The following is a 17,774-nucleotide window of genomic DNA, read 5'->3' as shown; positions in this document are numbered from 1 at the left end:
CAAGGTTTTGTGGGTATAATTGGCTTATTTTGTAGAAATTTGCATATCATATCTAAACAAAAATACGAAAACTCTCAGAATGCTAACATTAAATTATCCACTTGTTTTAGCTTCAAATTCGCCACGTCGACAACAATTACTTAAAGATGCGGGCTTTGAATTTAGTGTCAAGGTAAAACCAACAGATGAGGATTTTCCTGATACGATGCCTGCGCCTGAAGTTCCTGTATTTTTGGCAAAAAAGAAAGCATTGGCATTTCAGCATGAAATCGAAAATCAAATTATACTAACGGCTGACACAATTGTGGTAGTCGATGGTTTGATTTTGAATAAACCACAAGACAAAGCTGAAGCCAAGTGGATGTTACAAAAACTTTCGGGACGTAAACACCAAGTAATTACAGGGGTTTGTGTGATGACCAAAGATTCCATGGAAAGTTACAGCGATACGACAGACGTATTTTTCAGAGAATTAACGGACGCTGAAATTGATTATTATATTGAAAACTGCAAACCTTTCGACAAGGCGGGAAGCTATGGCGTACAAGATTTTGTAGGAATGGTGGGTATTCCTCGCATCGAAGGGTCATATTTTACAGTCATGGGCTTACCTGTACATCTCGTGTACGATGCGCTCAAGAAATTTAGTGAATTGTGAATGAGTAAAAGGAAATAAAATTCACTATTCATAACTCACTCAACTACTCAATTACCAATAGAACACATGCTTCATTCAAGAAATAAACATCAAGAAAGATATGATATGGAGGCACTTATGAAGGTGTCGCCAGAGTTAAAACCTTTTGTCTTTATTAACCAATACGGTAGTCAAACCATTGATTTTGCCAATCCAGCTGCGGTAAAGTTGTTGAATAAAGCTATTCTAAAAGCTTTTTACAAAATCGAATATTGGGATATACCATTGCATTATCTGTGTCCACCGATTCCAGGACGTGCAGATTATTTGCATTACACCGCCGATTTATTGGCAGAATCCAACAATAGTCAAATTCCTACAGGTAAGGATATCAGAATTTTGGATGTTGGGGTAGGGGCTAACTGCGTTTATCCTATCATTGGTCATGCCGAATATGGCTGGCGTTTTGTGGGTTCGGAGGTAGATAAAACTGCTATGAAATCGGCACAGAACATTGTTATTACTAATTCGAATCTTAAAAACAATGTAGATGTTCGTTTACAAAATCGCCCCGACCAGATTCTTGAAGGTATTATCCGTACCCAAGAGTTATTCGATTTAGTGATTTGTAATCCTCCCTTCCACGCTTCCGCTGAAGAAGCATCGGCAAGCTCTATTCGTAAGCAACAGAATCTTACGGGCAAAAAAGTACAAAATGCTTCACTCAACTTTGGTGGACAAAGTCGTGAATTGTGGTGTGAAGGTGGTGAACTGAAGTTTATTTGGCAAATGATTCAAGAAAGTAAAGTTTTTGCTAAAAACTGCCTTTGGTTTTCTTCTTTGGTTTCGAAAAAAGATAACTTAAAAAGCTTGTATAAAGCTCTTGATAAAACAGATGTTACCAATTATCGCATTATTGAAATGTCGCATGGACAAAAAATAAGCCGAATTTTGGTTTGGACATATTTTTCTGAAGAAGAAAGAAAAGCTTGGGCAAAAGCTAGATTTGTGAATAAGTAAAATACACTTAACCGTAGAGATGCAATGCTTTGCGCCTAAAAAGGTTTCATTCTGAAGTTTAGTATCAGAAAATATGAGTCATCCCAAATTTTAAGATTGGGATTATTCTCCAAGTTTTCACCAAAAAGCGGTTGGAAAATATTTTCCAACCGCTTTTTGGTACTACCATGCTAGATATGACTCGGATTAAGACGCAATCATTGCGTCTCTACTGCTAGAATACAAATTTTAAAATAATCACTCATTCACAACTCACTAAATTCGGGATGACTCATATTGATGATTTCAAAATTCGAGAGACCTTTTGATAAACCCAAATATCCTTTCTTCAAAAAAAAAACTTTAAGACTAGGTGTAAATCAATACTTTGTGTACTTCACAGATAGAGGAGAAAATCTCCTTACCTTTATGAAGTTCCATTTTTCTTTATCTCAAACTTATTTCATTTATTATGTTCAAAAAACTATTTGCACTAAGCTTTTTGCTTAGTATCTCCCTAGTGGGCTTGGCTCAAACACAAAAGCCTCTTTCAAAAGAAGATAGTCTCCTCAAAGTTTACCGAAAAATTGCTGATACGGGCGATGCCATCGAGCTGAAAAAAGTAGATACTGAAATTGCTCGTTTGCTAAAATCCTCCGAAGAAAAGGATTTTACTTTTGCCGTTCGTGTAGCCTATTCTATTAAACAAAGCTCTTTGGCTGATTCTATTAACAAGTTGGCAGTTCAGAAATTCCCAACAGGAAAAGCGGCATTAATGGCAGCTTATAATTTGGTCATTCAAGCACCACAGGAAATAAAAGCCAAGTTGGATGCTTATGAAACATTTCTGAAGAAGTTTCCAGAACCTGCTGAAAAGTCTGACATTGTTTATGACTACGCACGTTCTGAAATTGCTTCTACATACGCCAAAGCAGGCGATGCCATAAATAATGCTTTGTGGCTGTCCAAAATAAAAACTCAATCCTATAAAGGGATAGCTCAGGCTTCTAATTCGCAAATGTTTTTGCAAAAAGGTGATTTTGCAACGGCTGAAAAATTGGCATTTGAAGGACTTCAAAACTCTAAAGCTTCCTTGGAAAATAATCCCAACCCGAATGCCAAAGGTGATTATTACTATTACTTACAAAACTATGCGGGTTTGTTGTATAAAATCAAAAAGTATGATGAAGCACTGAAATACATCAACGAACTTCGTAGCAATCTTGAAGGAAATAAGGTAAACCAAACCAATGAGATTTATGCGCTTATCTTGACAGGAACTGGCAAAGGCAAAGAAGCTTTACCAATGCTAGCTGAACTTGTAAAGACAGGTAAGGGTAGCAATGAGGTTGCTGCGGCGATAAAAGAAGCCTATATTCAAACCAATGGAAAAAGTGATGGTTTTGAAAAATACTTGAGTTCATTGCATACCGACATGAAAAAAAGTATTCAAGCAAAATTGGCAAAAGAATTGATTTCTCAACCAGCGCCTGCATTTTCGCTTGTGGACTTGGAAGGCAATAAAGTATCATTGGCTGAATTAAAAGGTAAAGTAGTTATCTTGGATTTTTGGGCTACTTGGTGTGGACCTTGCAAAAAGTCATTTCCTGCTATGCAAAAGGCATTAGATAAATACAAAGCAGATCCAAACGTGCGCTTTTTGTTTATTGATACTTGGGAACGTATTCCTGAACCTAAAAAAGCAGTTCAATCATTTATTACAGAAAATAAATATACATTCTCTGTATTGCTTGACGATAAAAACACGAAAGTGGTGGACAAGTTTGGTATCGTAGGTATTCCAACGAAATTTATCATTGATGGAAAAGGAAACATTCGTTACAAATTGATTGGTTTCGAGGGTTCTGACGAAGCTGCCGTAGAAGAAATTTCTTATATGATTGAAAGTGTGAGATTGTAGTTTTATTCTTGCAAGCTTACAACTCTAACTGGTTCAAGTCTTAGACTTGGACCAGTTTTTTTTATAGTTTTCAAACTATAAATCAATCTGTAGCACTGAGAAATTTTAAGTTTTTAAATAACCAAGTCATAGTCCTTGAGAAAAAGTAAGTCCAAGCCGTAGACTTTGAGCTACTAGGTGGACTTGTAAAATCAGGATATATCTGTCTTTGCTTTGTATTTTATTGTACTTAACTAAGAAAGCCTCTATCTTCGTACTTCCATTAACCAAGTTTATAAACATTTTATGAAAAAATTATCTCTTCTGCTTGCCCTACTTTGGGTGAGTTGCTATCCTATTATTGGTCAGGCTGTAACAACTGACCCTCTTCTGCCAACAGGCGATAAAGAAGTAACACTTATTTTTGACCTAAAACAATCCAAAGACTCGCGCACGAAAGGTTTATTAGGCAAAACCTCCGATGTATATCTTTGGTCTGGAGCTGGGACTACTGCCACAGGCAATGCCTTTGAGTACGTTCCGACGGGGCAGAGTAACTTTGCTGAACCTTTTACTAATGGAAAAATGACCTCATTGGGCAATGATGTTTGGAGTATCAAAATTACTCCTCGAACATTCTATAATGTACCTACTAGTAAGTCTATTAAAAGACTCGGGGTTTTGTTGAAAAATGGAAATGGAACGGCTCAAACGGAGGACTTTTTTGTTACTATGTACGATGCCGCTTTTAGCCTCGCATTTTTGTCACCAACCGAGAGTACCATCGTGTTAAAGTCTGGGCAAGACTTACCAATTAGCTTAAAAGCATCTGCTAAAGCTATTTTTTCAGCTGAAATAAGTGTTGGAAATACATTGATAAACAACACAATCCTTAATTTTTCAACTGATAGTACAGATACTTTTACAACCACAATACCTTATAATTCATTGGCTAAACTAATCAATGATAAATCTTCCACTATTACGATGAAAGTTCAGGCAAAAGCAAAGTTAGGAACAGCTACCGCACAATTGGCGGTATTGGTACCACCTCAGATTACTACAGCCGAAGTACCAGCTGGATGGAAAGATGGCATCAACTATTTGTCTGAAACCAGTGTCGGTTTAGTACTATATGCACCCAATAAGGACTTTGTTCATGTGATAGGAGATTTTAATAATTGGGAAACCAATAATAACTATTTGTTGAAAAGAAATACTTCTGCTGAACGCTATTGGATACAGCTAGACGGTATCGAAAAGGCAAAAGAATATGCTTTTCAGTATTTGATTAATGGAACTGTAGCTGTGGCAGACCCTTACGCTGAAAAAATTCTTGATCCCAATAATGACCAATATATCCCGTCGGCAACGTATCCTAATTTGAAGACTCTACCTTCGAGCGTAAAAACAATTGCCTCGGTATTTCAGACTGGACAAGCGGCTTATGTTTGGAAAAATACTGCTTTCAAACGCCCAGCTAAAGAAGATTTAGTAGTGTATGAATTACATGTGAGGGATTTTGTAGCCAATAAAAACTATCAAGCAGTGATTGATACGTTGTCGTATCTCAAGAAGCTTGGCGTCAATGCCATTGAGTTAATGCCAGTGCAGGAATTTACAGGAAATGATTCATGGGGCTACAACCCAATTTTCTATTTCGCTCCAGACAAGGCTTATGGTACAAAGGACGAATTGAAGCGTTTCATTGACAAATGCCACGAATTGGGTATTGCGGTACTGATGGATATGGTATTTAACCAAGCTGACTATGAGTTTCCTTATGTGAAAATGTATTGGGACGGCTCAAAACCTTCGGCAGATTCTCCGATGTTTAACCAAACAGACCGACATCCATTTGGCGTATTTTTTGACTTTAATCATGAAAGTTTAGCCACCAAAGCCTACGTAAATCGTGCGAATGCTTTTTGGTTGCAAGAATATAAGATTGATGGTTTTAGATTTGACTTAGCTAAAGGTTTTACCCAAAAACAGACCTCAAACGATGCACAATTTAGACTTTATGATCAATCTAGAGTTGATATTTGGAAAGGATACTACGACAATATTCGCAAGGTAGATGCTTCTGCTTTCGTGATTTTGGAGCTTTTTTCTGAGGATTTAGAAGAAAGAACTTTCACCAATATGGGCATGATGGTTTGGGGAAATCATAACTACGATTTTAGAGGTATGATGAAAGGTGAAACCGTCGATTTGACACGTCTTTCTTATCAATCGAGAGGAATGACTACACCGGGTGTAGTAAGTTACATGGAAAGCCATGACGAAGAGCGTTTGATTTATGATGCAGTACAGAATGGAAAAACGGCTAACTCTTACTCAACTAGAGATTTAGCGACAGCCCTAGAACGTGAGAAAGCAAATGTGGCGGTATTTATGGCGGTTCCCGGTCCAAAAATGATTTGGCAATTTGGAGAGCTAGGCTATGACGTAAATATTGATTTTAATGGTCGTACTGGACAAAAACCTTTGAAGTGGGAATACCTTACTGATGCTCGTCGTTTGAAATTATACAAAGCCTATGCCGCCATGGTTCAGTTGAAAACCTCGCAATCAATATTTAAAACTACAGATTTTAGTATCGACTTGACAGGTATGCAGAAAAAAGTGACGCTTCGTTCAAGCGATAATACAGTTTTGGTAGTGGGTAATTTTGATATTCAAGCAAAAGGTATGACTCGTCTCTTCCCATCTACAGGTAAATGGTATGATTATTTTACAGGAAGTAGTATCGATGTAGGTGATTTAGATTTGCCTTTATTCCTAGAGCCAGGGGAGTTTCATATCTTTTCAACAAAACCATTCCCAAAACCTGAAGCCGATATCGTTCCTTGGAAAGTACCTTCGGCATTAGTGATTACAGGAATCGAAGAGGAGGCTACAGCTGTGAAATTATTCCCTAATCCAGCTACAAACATGGTACGCTTGTCGGTTCCAACTTTCAGAAAAGGAGATACGCATTACGAAATGTACGATTTTTATGGAAAAATGGTAAAACAAGGAAAAGTAGAAGAGACAAACACAGATATATCTATCACCGACCTAAAAGAAGGACTGTATTTGATTCATATCCAAGACGCACAACGTAATCAGGTGCTAAAAATGATTAAACAATAGTTCGATTGGGGATTTGGGATTTTTGATTTCGGGATGTACGGATAGGATATTCTGACTGAAATCAGCAATATATCTAAAATCCCCTTAGCAATTCCTATTCGAAAGTTTGGACTTATCTTTAAAATAAAATTGCTGTAGCGGCAACCCTTGCGGTTGCCGCTACAGCATAATGATATGAATGATTTTGAGTAAAATGAAATCCCTTTATTCACTCATGATTTTTTCAAACTCAGTCTTTATTATTTTTATATCTTCTACAATCATTGATACTATCTCTTCAGTTGTACAACCATAGTTAGAAAAGTTCTTTACTCCAAGCCATGCATCATTGGTATCGTTAATAAATCCCATCTCTTTTTGTAAAAAGCCCATTAATTTTTCTTGATGCGGATATTCTTTTACTTTGTAATTCAAGGAGTAGTTTTTGTGCCGAATACCCACATATCCTACGCCTGTTTTCGTGACAGAAACCATAATGTCTTCTGAAATCTTATATCTTTCAGGATGCTTGTCATCAAAGGTACAAATACCTTCTATTTTGAGTTTTTCTGATATATTTTTTTGTACTTCTGTTTTAATTTGCGGAAAATCTCTACTTACATCATTAAGATTACCTTTTTTATTTTTGACCTCGTCGATTTCACCAGAAAAAATCTTTTCTATTTGGGCTTTGATTTCAGTATCATTAGGATTATCAAATAGGTATTTTAAACATTTCCCTACAAGATTCATTTCTTCAGTAGTAAGGCGACTTGAAGGATGTTTGATAGAGGAAATAGGGATATGTTGGTATTTGCCATGGCTCAGAAGCTTATTAGGCAATAGTAATTCAGTAGTAAATTTACCTTCTTTTTTCAACGGGTCAATGCAATCTTCAATACCGAGACATAGAATTTTTTTTGGTTGTAATATGTTAATTAACTCAATAGTTTTTTGGATACATTCAGATGGGAGCTTTGGTAAGTCCTTTGCTTGGACAGAGGAAAATAGCGTTAGATTAGTAAGAACAAATTTTGATTTATCTTGAAGAATTGACTCTATTTTCCCTCTTCTCAAAATACTCTTTAACCTTTGCCAAAATCGCCAAGTATCCCTTTTATACCAATCAGGATTTCCTTTCAATAAGGTAGCCCCATCCATTTTGCCATCCAGCCCCCAATCTGTCCAAAAAGTTTTAGACACTTGGTCAGTATAACTTCCTCCCGAACCAGGGTTAATTGCCAAAATCAATAGTTCTGGTCGTTGCTCAAGATCATTTAAGTTAGATTGAGTGTAAAATGCTTTGTCAAAAATAGGTTCTTTTTTAGCTAAATCATGGTACAAATTAGATGTACTATCTGCCCATTTTGCTAGTTCTTGTTTCATTAATTCTAGGTCAGTCATCATATTTTTTATTAAATGTATGTAGGGTAAATATACAATTTTTAGGTAAGTTCGCATTGTACGATACCAATGTTTTTTTGATAAAAAGTAGAATTTTTGGGGACTTTGCTGCTGTTCCCTATATTTGTTACTATTCATCTTAACTAAACTATGAAACTATGAGTGCAGATACCACTAAAACCATTCTTTGGATTCTCAGTATTCTTTATGGGATATTGATTGTTGGGTCATTCTTTCCGATTATGATGAGCCCTTTTTTGTTTGATGCTGGCGCCACAAAAGGGCGTTGGGTAACTTTCTTCTCTATTGTTGCTTTCCCAATCCTAGCTTTGATTTCGATTATTGCGGCTTGGTGGTTGTTTCGACATGGACATTATTCAGCAGCTAAATGGGTCTTTACTTTACCTGCTTTGAGCATCATAGGTTTTTTTGTAGGATTTTCGATGCCTTAGTTTTAACGATGCTTGTTCCAGAAAAATAGTATACCAGAGCGATAGGATTTGATTTATGTTCTCATAAATATCGACTACTTATTCCACTTAGCGGGTGAATTTATTCATCCCTGACGAAAGAGTTTAATTAACTTCATAAAAAAAGGGTACGAAAATTAATTTTCGCACCCTTTTTTGTTACTATATTTCAGAAAATACCTTTTAAAATACAAAGCATTGCGTCTATACAAGTGAAAATTATATTAAAAATAATCACTCATTCACTCAATCACAATTCACTAAATGCTATACTGCAAAACTTTCGCCGCAACCACAAGTACGAGTTGCATTAGGGTTTTTGAATTGAAAACCTTTACCATTTAAACCGTCAGAAAAATCTAATTCTGTACCTGCAAGATAAAGAATGGATTTTTTGTCAATCATGATTTTTACTCCTTTGTCTTCAAATACCATATCATTGGCTTGTGGTTCAGAAGCAAAGTCGAGGTCGTACATCAAGCCTGAGCAACCACCGCCTTGTACGGCTACGCGTACGTTGTAGTTGTTGCTTAAACCTTCTTTATCACGCAATTCTTTGATTTTTTCTGCTGCTATATCTGTTACTGTTACCATGATGCTATATCTATTTTAGGAAAAACAAGTTGTTATGATTTTTGAACCACAAAAGTAATCGAAAAGTTCCGAAAATCTATTTCATTGGCAAATGAACCTCAGCCATCATACAGCGTGCCGAACCTCCTCCATTACCTTCAATCATACTCAAATCGAAGTGTAGAATAGTACAATAGTCGCCTAGAATTTTGGTTTGTGCTGGTGTAAGCGAGTAATAAGCGGCATCTGACATAACCAAGTATCGGTCTCCTTTTTCGCTACGAATTTCAAGCATATTGCCTGCAAACTGATTCATTTGATCTAGGGTAATTTCAATCACCTGCTTTCCACTGCTTTCTAGTGAATTTCTAACCATCAAACGTTCATCCAAATCAGGTATTGCTTCAAGACAAATCACGGCAAACATATCGCCGATGCACATCAAGACATTGGTATGGTAAATTTGCTTTCCTGCGCCATCTACTGCGGTGAATTTTACGATTTCGTAATTCATCTGAATTGAGAATTCAGTTAAAACCGCTTCATTAGTTCTTGGCGACAAACACGCATACGCTATTTTGAATTTTCGGTCTAGTACCATCGAGCCTGTTCCTTCTAGGTATTCGCCTTTTTCTTCAAAATAGGATAAATCAATTTTTCGGTTGATATAAAAATCTTTTTCCAGCAGGTTAACTATGTCTTGACGTCTTTCCAATCGGCGATTGGGAGCCTGCATTGGATACTCGATGACCGTACCGTTATTGTGAAATGAAACCCAATTATTAGGAAAAATCGAATCAGGTGTATGCGGCTCAGGTGTGTCTTCGACTACAATGACATTGACACCATGTTTGCGGAGGCGAGCCACCATTTCATCAAATTCACCTAACGCTTGGGCTTGGGCAGTATCTTGCGTTTGTTGACCAAAAGCTTTATCCTGAAATGCATTTGACTCGGCTGTTTGTTCGTTAAAGCCAAATCGCACAGGACGAATCATCAAGATATTTGAAGTTGTTTGTGAGCGCATAGTTTGATTCGTTTTGTTTGTTGCAAAGTAGTTTATTTGTAAGTAGTGTAGCCGTTAGCATGCAAAAAAGATTGCCCTTTGGGCTTTCGGCAATGAGCTATCGGCATTCAGGAAAGATGTTTCTACCACTTCTTTAGTAACCTCCGATTGCTGATTGCCAAGACCTAAAATCCCTCTCTCAGAATTGGCATTGACATACAGTGTGAACCACCACGAGCACGCGATAATTCTGCTGAAGGAAGTAGAATAAAAGTATTCTGCATATTATCTGGCGACTTGCGACCACTCTCAAATTCTTGAATCAAATCAGCTGCTTTGATAGCTTCAAAGCCTAATGCCTTAAAGGCTTCAAGGGTTTTGTCGTTTCTATCATAACCGATTACGACTCCTTCTTTGAGTGCCAACAAATTACAAGAATCTGTCCACTGCTCGCGGTCACCGTAAGGGAACTCGTTATTACCAGAATATACAAATTGTACATCGAGAGGCATACAGCCTAAATCATTTACTGAAATTTCTGTCAACAAATCTTCCAAATAGTCAATTACACGTGGTTCTTTGGCATCTTTGCGGAATTGTATAATGCGTAATTCGTCTTTCACCTTAGCTTTGATTAAACCAGCTTTTACGAATATCTCATTTTCTTGTTTAGCTTGTTTTCCAAGCGAGCCGAGTAATACCCAAATATTTCTTTTGACTTGTGTAAAAACCGTATCAATGTGCATATAGTCACGTTTTTTCGGAATTTTTACCAAGGTAATTTTCTCAACTATATCCTTTTCAAAAAGAGCCTCTATGACTTGTTTGGCAGCGTACACTGTAGTTCTTTCCGAAATACCTATCAATAAGTGGTTAGGCGCCACCATCATGACATCGCCACCTTCGAGAGTGGCAATGGTATCTGACTTTTGGTCATCGGGCATTAAGAACTGATGTTCATTGTCCGGAATTTCGATGATATTGTTGCGTATTTCTTCAAAAATTTGATGATTGAAGAAAACGTATTGCATCAACAAAGCTTCGCGTGTACGCGCTATTTTGGCGGGTTTATTAAGCAATAAATAGTTGTTGATGGTAATCCCAATATCCCGAGTGAAGATAAAGTTGGGAATAGGCGCAAAAAGCATTTCTTTTTCGGGCGTCATGCCTGAGATAAGCGTTTTGGCCAGTTCGGTAGAAGGGTAATTCAATAACGTATTTTGAATGGCAAACGAACAATGTTCAACCGCACAAACGGCAGCTACAAGTCGTGTCCTTATAATAGAGTTGTCTAAAACTTCTGCCAATAGCCTTTGAACTTCGATGACTCTATCTGATTTGAAATAATGTGGGCTTTCTGGTTTGAAGAATTCTCTGGAGGTATCGGCATCGATTTCGTGCAAACGACCTTTAATTTTGGATGGGTCGAGGAAGTAAAGTAATGTTTTTACGTAGTAATCATATTCATCTTTTCGCATCGTGTCCAGATGCACTATATCTTCAAAGAGCCAATCTTGAGCTTTTGAAGGAATAACCTTCCCTAATCCACTGTCTGGGCTATGAATCAATAACCTCTTTAGCGTTCCTACTTCCGATGAAACATTGATAGACTTTTCCATAATTTGATTGTCTTTGAAGTTTGTTGCTTTTTAGGTAAAAAATGGTAAAAAACTCATTTTTCGCAATAAACGATTTTTTTTCTACAAAGTCAAGTCGAGAGAAAAACATAACGAATTTTTCATTTCAAAGCTGAATAGATTTTCAGAATGGCCTATAATCTTTGACAAAATATGAAAATTATATAATCGAAGTTTTTTCTGTGTAAAAGAAAATAATACTAGGGTATTCGTAGAAAATACGCTTAGAGGTGCATGCGAGATATCCTTTTTGTAAGAAATTCTAGTACTTAAGCTGAATCCAATTTGTGATTTCTTTCGTAAGTTTAGGTATCTATATAGGCACGGGAGGGAAGTTACTTGGATTGATAGTATTAATGGTAATAAGTCATTTGCTCATGACGCATTCGAATAAGCAGTAATTAGGCGGTTTAATTGCACGGTATTGAATGTTTTTTTAACCTTACTACAATTCGAGACTTAACTCCCTTTTGCTATTTATTTCTTGTCTTAATATCTTCTATAAAAATATTTCCCCAAGTTATTATTCTGTTGAAATTCTAGCTTTCAAATAATCTGAAAGTGATGAAACATTTTTGCTCAAGCAATCATATAAGAAGGAGCACATATACCGAGAAGCATTTTGAGACTAAGGGATATTTTACGTAGTCGTGCAAAATTAAGTTTAAGAAATTAATGAGATAAAATATTAGTAATCAAAAAATACACTCAAAACTCATCACTCACAATTCAGCACTCATACTTACCTATTTACTCAAATAACAAAAAGGGAGCCCAATGCAGGCTCCCTTTTGTATTTATCTCGCAAAATAAAATTTATACTATCTCATTTTTTTAATTGTAATCGGCACACAAACCTGAGGACAAGATGAACATGCCGCTGGAGGCGTGATCGTCACGTTGTTCAACGAACATCCATTTGCATCAGTAATTGTAATTGTTTTAGGGCCATCACTGATTTGGAATGGACCAAATACACTTGATGTAGCACCATAATTTAGTGGAGAAGCCGATGTAATACCACCTGATACTGTATATGTTGTTCCACTACCGCCAGTTGGGTTTAATGTGAGAGTGTACTTATCATCTGCACCAGTTCCTGGAGTACCATTGTCGTTACAAATTGTAACTACCCCTGCTGAAATTGGAGCTGCTTTAACAGTCACGTTAAATGTATCTTCGATAGAACATCCTTGAGCTGAAGATTTAGTTACACGATATGTTGTAGAGAACATAGGAGTCACTGAAATCGATGCTGTTGTTTCACCAGTATCCCACAGATATGAAGTTCCACCTGTAGCAGTCAATGTCACAGGAGTACCTGCACAAACTTCTTTGTTTTCAGTAGTTCCAACAGGAGTTGCATTTACAGTTACACTAACTGTTGCTGTTTGGTTACATCCCAATGGACTAGTTACAACAACAGTATAAACACCTTGGTTAGCAGCCGTTGCCGAAGCTGTTACTGTTGGTTCTGCTACTGTCGAAGTAAAGCTGTTAGGACCAGACCAAGCGTAAGTTTCGCCTGCTTGTTTTCCACCTAGCGTAAAGGCAATTGGAGTGGTAGAACATACTGTAATTGTTGGACCGCCTGTGATTGTCGTAGTAGGAGCAGGGTTAACAGTTACGGCAACTGATGCCGTACCAATACAACCTTTGCTATCGGTTACTGTAACTGTATAAGTTCCACTCATAGCAGCTGTTGCAGTTGCAGAAACTACTGGACTTGCAGCTGTTGAAGTAAAGCTGTTTGGTCCTGTCCAAGAATATGAAGGACTTGTTCCGTCTGTTGTCGCACTTAAAGTAAGTGGTACACCCGAACAGTTAACCGCTACTACTGTAGTTGCAGTAACCATTGGTTTAGGATTCACCATTACGTTTACAGTAGCAATAGCACTACAGTTATCACCACTAACACCTGTTACAGTATAGACACCTGCGTGTTGAGTCATCGAAGCACTTGCTGTTACTGTTGGGTTTGCCGAAGTAGAAGTAAATCCATTCGGACCTGTCCAAGAGTACGTTGATGCACCTGAAGCTGTCAAAGTAATAGGAGATTGCTCACAGACAGCCAATGCTGTTGGAGTAATTTTCACATCTGGAGCAGAGTATAGACTGATTGAAGTAGTTGTTGTTGCTGTACAACCGTTGATATCAGTTACACTTACAGAATAAGTTCCTACATTAGCATTTGTTACAGATGCAATTGTAGGGTTGGCAGCTGTAGAAGTAAATCCTGCAGGACCTGACCATGAGTAGCTTGCGCCAGCTGGATTACTGCTTACCGAAAGATTAGCTGTACCATTCAAACAAACTTGAAGTGGAGCATTTGCTGTAGCTGTTGGAATAGGATTAACATTTACCTGAACTGTAGCTGTTGCTGTACAACCCAAAGATGATGTACCCGTGATGGTATATACACCTGCATTTACAGCACTTGCTGAGCTTATAGTTGGATTCGCTACGGTAGAGGTAAAATTATTTGGACCAGCCCATGAAAGACTAACAGTATTAGTAGTAGTTACACCTAAATTGATAGTTGTTCCAGTACAATAACCTTTAGCTGGTTGTGCTGTAGCTAATAGTTCTGGAAGTGGTGCCATTTCAACGATGATTGGACAACAGTTACCGGTCGAACAACCAGCAACTAAATCTAATGTAACGCTATACTCGCCAGCCTCTCTTACTACTAATGAATCTTTTGTTTCACCAGGTATCTCTACTCCGTTTCTTTTCCATTGGTAGTTAGTGTACGTCTTAGGTACTCGTAATGTCATTGTTTCTCCAGTACAAAGTTTTGCAGGAACTGTGAAACAATTTGTATCTGAGTTTTTACCTTTGTTCACGTTGTTATCACTTGCGGTGACAGTTGCTGTATTGTAAGTAATACCCTCGGCATTTGCTGTAACTGTAATAGTAAGGGTTACTTCTGTTTTATCGCCACTTAATAAACTACCTATATACCATTTTCCAGTTGTTTTATCATAGGTCGTTCCAGATTCAGCTGAGTGAGAAACATACGTTACTGTTGATGGAAGTAAATCTGTAATTTCTAAACCCGTAGGGTCATCATATCCTGCAGCTTTTGTCGCTTTTATTGTGTAAGTAACTTGTGAACCTAGTGGAACAGGTGCTCCATTATTGCTACTTGTTTTTGCAATGGAAACATTGATTTCATTTTTATCACAAGGTACACCGTTTGGACGACCATCTCCATCTTCATCAAAATAGTCAGGCCCTGTAGGGCACTTATCTATACAATCTGCAAATCCGTCATTATCCGTATCAAGCTTAGAATAAGCATAAAATACCTTTAGATTAGTTGCTACAGACAATAATCCTCCATTTGCTGTAATTCTAATTTTGTCATAGGCTCTAGTAGTTTTAAAGCCGAACTCATATTTGTTAGAATTTCCAAGCAAACCAAGCTTTATTGTTGAACTGTTACCAGTAATAGTTTCTTGAAGGATAGAGCCGTTATAAGTTTGAATTTTCAAATTACTGAATAAGCTTAAGTCAATAAGCGTGTTACCATCTGAAATAACAAAACCTGCCTCACTACCTGCTGGTCTTGCGGTAGCGCTTGCTACTTCAATATAGCTTGAACAAGCAACTCCAACCAATATCGTTAAATCTGCATTATTGGTCGTATTAGCATCAATTACGTTGTTTTCGTTAGAAACGCCACCAACACATGTAAGACCCCCAACCAGAGGGATAGAACTTGTCGTTGCTCCATTAACAGTATAACTCCCTGTTCCACCATTCACCCATTTGTCAGCACAATCTAAATTAGTTGTTGCCGCAGGGCCTTCAAAAGCATAATATACATTTAAGCTATTGAATAAACCAACCGCACCACCACTATAGAACAATTGAACTTGGTCAAAGTCTTTTGTAGTAGTGAAACTTAAAATTTGCTTTCCAATGCTACCACCTAGTACGGAAGCATTCAATAAACCTCCTGATAAAGTAGCTGTTTCTTGAAGCGTACCATCTCGGTATGTTTTGATTGAGATGTTTGATAAAACGGAAGCTGAGAGTAAACCAGCTCCAGGAGCTACCACAAAACCTACAACATTACCAGCGGGATAGTATTGTTTAGCATCTTGTACGGTTAGACCAACACCACCGCCTAGAAGAGAGAGTGTTAAATCGATTGTAGCAAAATCACGAAGGTCGCCATTTACGACGTTTGAAGTGTTTGTTGCGCCACCAGTAAGAGATAGCGAGGAGTTAATGGTAACGCCAGTTCCAACGATTGGATCCATTGGGATTTTATTATTCTCCAATGTTTTCACCTGCGCATGTGTTTGAAAGATACTGAGCATAGAAATACACAGTACCACAACTACTTGGGTAAACTTGTTCATGAGCATAAAATTAATTGAATTAAACACCTTTTACAGCCCACATAGAAATACAGTCAAAGTCACAATCGAGAGATTGCTCTTTGGTTGGCGGAGATGTTTTCTACTTAGGAAATTTTGATTTTTTGAATACAACTGGCGGTTGCTTGCTTAAAAAGGAGCAAAAATTATGCCATTGAGGCTTAAATTATGACTATACGCAGGAGTTTTGAATGAGTGAGGATAATAGAGGATAAGCATACTAAAATTAGTACGAAATTGAAGTGCGGCAATTTTAGACTATTTGCTCTAAAACCGTGCCAGAGTGTATTTTGCTATGTTTTTTTTTGTAGAAATTATTTGATGGTAAAGGGCTTCAAATATTAAAGTTGACACTCTTAATTATGGAGAAAAACTCTATCCTTAAAAGTGCTGATTTTTAGCTTATAACGCCACATATCAAGTATGTGGCGTTACTATTACTTATGAGTTTGATCCTTTCAAAACTACGTCATTTTGGCTTGCCCATGCACTCATATCTTGTCGGTTAATGGCAGCTGCCATCATATTTGGAAACAAATCTGGTGTGCAAGCAAAGACAGGAACTCCTACGTTGGAGAGGAATTTAGCATTGTCTTTGTCAAAAGAAGGTGCACCCGAATCGTCTAAAGCTAGCAGACAAATTATTTGAATCCCCAACTCACTGAGCTCCACTATACGTTTGCGCATCTGTGCTTGATTACCTCCTTCATACAAATCCGTAATCATAATCAGAATGGTATCGTCGGGCTTCGTAATAATTTCTTGACAATATCCGAGAGCTTTGTTGATGTCGGTACCTCCACCAAGCTGTACTCCGAAGAGCAAGTCTACAGGGTCTTTCAAATCTTCTGTCAAATCAACCACTTCAGTATCAAATACCACCATTTTGGTTGTTACTTGTGGTAACGAAGCCATAACTGCACCAAAGATGCCTGAATAGACAACAGAGGCGCCCATTGAACCACTTTGATCAAGGCACAAAACAATATCTTTTAAAGATCGTTTGTTTTTACGTCCAAAACCTACTCTAATTTCTGGAATAATGGTTTTGTATTCGGGCAAATAGTTTTTGAGGTTTTTCCGAATAGTTGTATTCCAATCTATCTCATTATAACGAGGTCGATTATTGCGAACGCTTCGATTGATAGCGCCTGTAATAGCTTGTATCGTTTTTTGCTCTAATTTTAATATTAACTCCTCTACTACCTGTTGCACCACTCTACGAGCAGTTTCTTTGGTTTTGGAAGGAATTAGTTTGCCTAGTTCCATTAAACTGGCAACTAAATGCACGTTGGGCGTAGCTTTTTCCAAAATTTCAGGTTCTAGCATGAGCTTTTGCTGTAACTCAGGATGCTTTAAGGCGTCACCTTGCATCACTTGCACCACCGACTGAGGGAAATATTTATTAATATCCCCTAACCAACGTGCCACAGAAGGACTGGAGCTACCATTTCCTCCTGCACCACCTCCATTTTGTCCATAATTGAAGCTTCGTTTTCTTTCAAAGTCATACAGAGCCGAGAGGGCAACATCAATCTGACTGTCTAAATCTGACAGTTGATATTGTGTGCCATCAGCTTCATCGCCTCCTAACATAAGGCGCCAGCGTCGGAGTGATTCTTTTTCGTCTGTCATAGTAC

The 17,774-nt window shown here is 37.6% G+C and carries 11 protein-coding genes; 5 read left to right on the top strand and 6 right to left on the bottom strand.

All coding sequences use genetic code 11. The annotated features are described in order from the left end of the window. Positions 1–79: 79 nt before the first annotated feature. The 4 genes from QM481_RS03030 to QM481_RS03015 all read left to right on the top strand — a co-directional run bounded on the left by QM481_RS03030 (position 80) and on the right by QM481_RS03015 (position 6,674). Positions 80–658, top strand: coding sequence for a Maf family protein (locus QM481_RS03030; RefSeq protein ID WP_166553599.1), 579 nt, complete (start codon positions 80–82; stop codon positions 656–658). A 66-nt stretch (positions 659–724) separates the two neighbouring features. Beyond that, a complete protein-coding gene (gene rlmF / locus QM481_RS03025; protein ID WP_283380611.1) occupies positions 725–1,657 on the top strand; it encodes a 23S rRNA (adenine(1618)-N(6))-methyltransferase RlmF in 933 nt (310 codons plus the stop codon). A gap of 451 nt (positions 1,658–2,108) precedes the next feature. Further along, a complete protein-coding gene (locus QM481_RS03020; RefSeq protein WP_283380610.1) occupies positions 2,109–3,557 on the top strand; it encodes a TlpA disulfide reductase family protein in 1,449 nt (482 codons plus the stop codon). 285 nt (positions 3,558–3,842) lie between these two features. Further along, a complete protein-coding gene (locus QM481_RS03015) occupies positions 3,843–6,674 on the top strand; it encodes an alpha-amylase family glycosyl hydrolase (RefSeq protein ID WP_283380609.1) in 2,832 nt (943 codons plus the stop codon). A 204-nt stretch (positions 6,675–6,878) separates the two neighbouring features. Here the strand turns inward: QM481_RS03015 and QM481_RS03010 are convergent, their stop codons facing one another. Then, positions 6,879–8,195, bottom strand: coding sequence for a hypothetical protein (locus tag QM481_RS03010; RefSeq protein ID WP_283380608.1), 1,317 nt, complete (start codon positions 8,193–8,195; stop codon positions 6,879–6,881). Positions 8,196–8,215: 20 nt separating this feature from the next. Here QM481_RS03010 and QM481_RS03005 point away from each other — a divergent pair, with 20 nt between their 5' ends. Next, complete coding sequence (locus QM481_RS03005) at positions 8,216–8,509, top strand: hypothetical protein (RefSeq protein ID WP_283370772.1); 294 nt, start codon at positions 8,216–8,218, stop codon at positions 8,507–8,509. Between the two features lie 285 nt (positions 8,510–8,794). Here QM481_RS03005 and QM481_RS03000 read toward each other — a convergent pair whose 3' ends face one another. From QM481_RS03000 to QM481_RS02980, 5 genes are all read right to left on the bottom strand, one after another. Further along, positions 8,795–9,121 carry a HesB/IscA family protein gene (locus QM481_RS03000; protein WP_095160352.1) on the bottom strand — a complete coding sequence of 109 codons (327 nt, stop codon included), beginning with the start codon at positions 9,119–9,121 and terminating at the stop codon, positions 8,795–8,797. 76 nt (positions 9,122–9,197) lie between these two features. After that, on the bottom strand, positions 9,198–10,127 hold the full coding sequence (gene ctlX, locus QM481_RS02995) for a citrulline utilization hydrolase CtlX (protein WP_283380607.1): 930 nt from the start codon (positions 10,125–10,127) through the stop codon (positions 9,198–9,200). Positions 10,128–10,291: 164 nt separating this feature from the next. Continuing rightward, positions 10,292–11,725 carry an arginine deiminase family protein gene (locus QM481_RS02990; protein ID WP_283380606.1) on the bottom strand — a complete coding sequence of 478 codons (1,434 nt, stop codon included), beginning with the start codon at positions 11,723–11,725 and terminating at the stop codon, positions 10,292–10,294. 839 nt (positions 11,726–12,564) lie between these two features. Then, on the bottom strand, positions 12,565–16,116 hold the full coding sequence (locus QM481_RS02985) for a hypothetical protein (RefSeq protein ID WP_283380605.1): 3,552 nt from the start codon (positions 16,114–16,116) through the stop codon (positions 12,565–12,567). Between the two features lie 459 nt (positions 16,117–16,575). After that, a complete protein-coding gene (locus QM481_RS02980) occupies positions 16,576–17,769 on the bottom strand; it encodes a VWA domain-containing protein (protein ID WP_283380604.1) in 1,194 nt (397 codons plus the stop codon). Positions 17,770–17,774: the final 5 nt, after the last annotated feature.

The organism is Flectobacillus rivi (genome assembly GCF_030056655.1).
In the GTDB taxonomy this organism is placed as follows: domain Bacteria; phylum Bacteroidota; class Bacteroidia; order Cytophagales; family Spirosomataceae; genus Flectobacillus; species Flectobacillus rivi.
This window is presented reverse-complemented; position numbering and strand designations above follow the sequence as displayed.

Coding starts and splice junctions, on each gene's coding strand:
- QM481_RS02985 (WP_283380605.1), bottom strand. CDS start 16,116: ATGAACAAGTTTACCCAAGTAGTTGTGGTACTGTGTATTTCTATGCTC.
- QM481_RS02980 (WP_283380604.1), bottom strand. CDS start 17,769: ATGACAGACGAAAAAGAATCACTCCGACGCTGGCGCCTTATGTTAGGA.
- rlmF (WP_283380611.1), top strand. CDS start 725: ATGCTTCATTCAAGAAATAAACATCAAGAAAGATATGATATGGAGGCA.
- QM481_RS03000 (WP_095160352.1), bottom strand. CDS start 9,121: ATGGTAACAGTAACAGATATAGCAGCAGAAAAAATCAAAGAATTGCGT.
- QM481_RS03015 (WP_283380609.1), top strand. CDS start 3,843: ATGAAAAAATTATCTCTTCTGCTTGCCCTACTTTGGGTGAGTTGCTAT.
- QM481_RS03020 (WP_283380610.1), top strand. CDS start 2,109: ATGTTCAAAAAACTATTTGCACTAAGCTTTTTGCTTAGTATCTCCCTA.
- QM481_RS03030 (WP_166553599.1), top strand. CDS start 80: ATGCTAACATTAAATTATCCACTTGTTTTAGCTTCAAATTCGCCACGT.
- QM481_RS03010 (WP_283380608.1), bottom strand. CDS start 8,195: ATGAATAGTAACAAATATAGGGAACAGCAGCAAAGTCCCCAAAAATTC.
- QM481_RS03005 (WP_283370772.1), top strand. CDS start 8,216: ATGAGTGCAGATACCACTAAAACCATTCTTTGGATTCTCAGTATTCTT.
- QM481_RS02990 (WP_283380606.1), bottom strand. CDS start 11,725: ATGGAAAAGTCTATCAATGTTTCATCGGAAGTAGGAACGCTAAAGAGG.
- ctlX (WP_283380607.1), bottom strand. CDS start 10,127: ATGCGCTCACAAACAACTTCAAATATCTTGATGATTCGTCCTGTGCGA.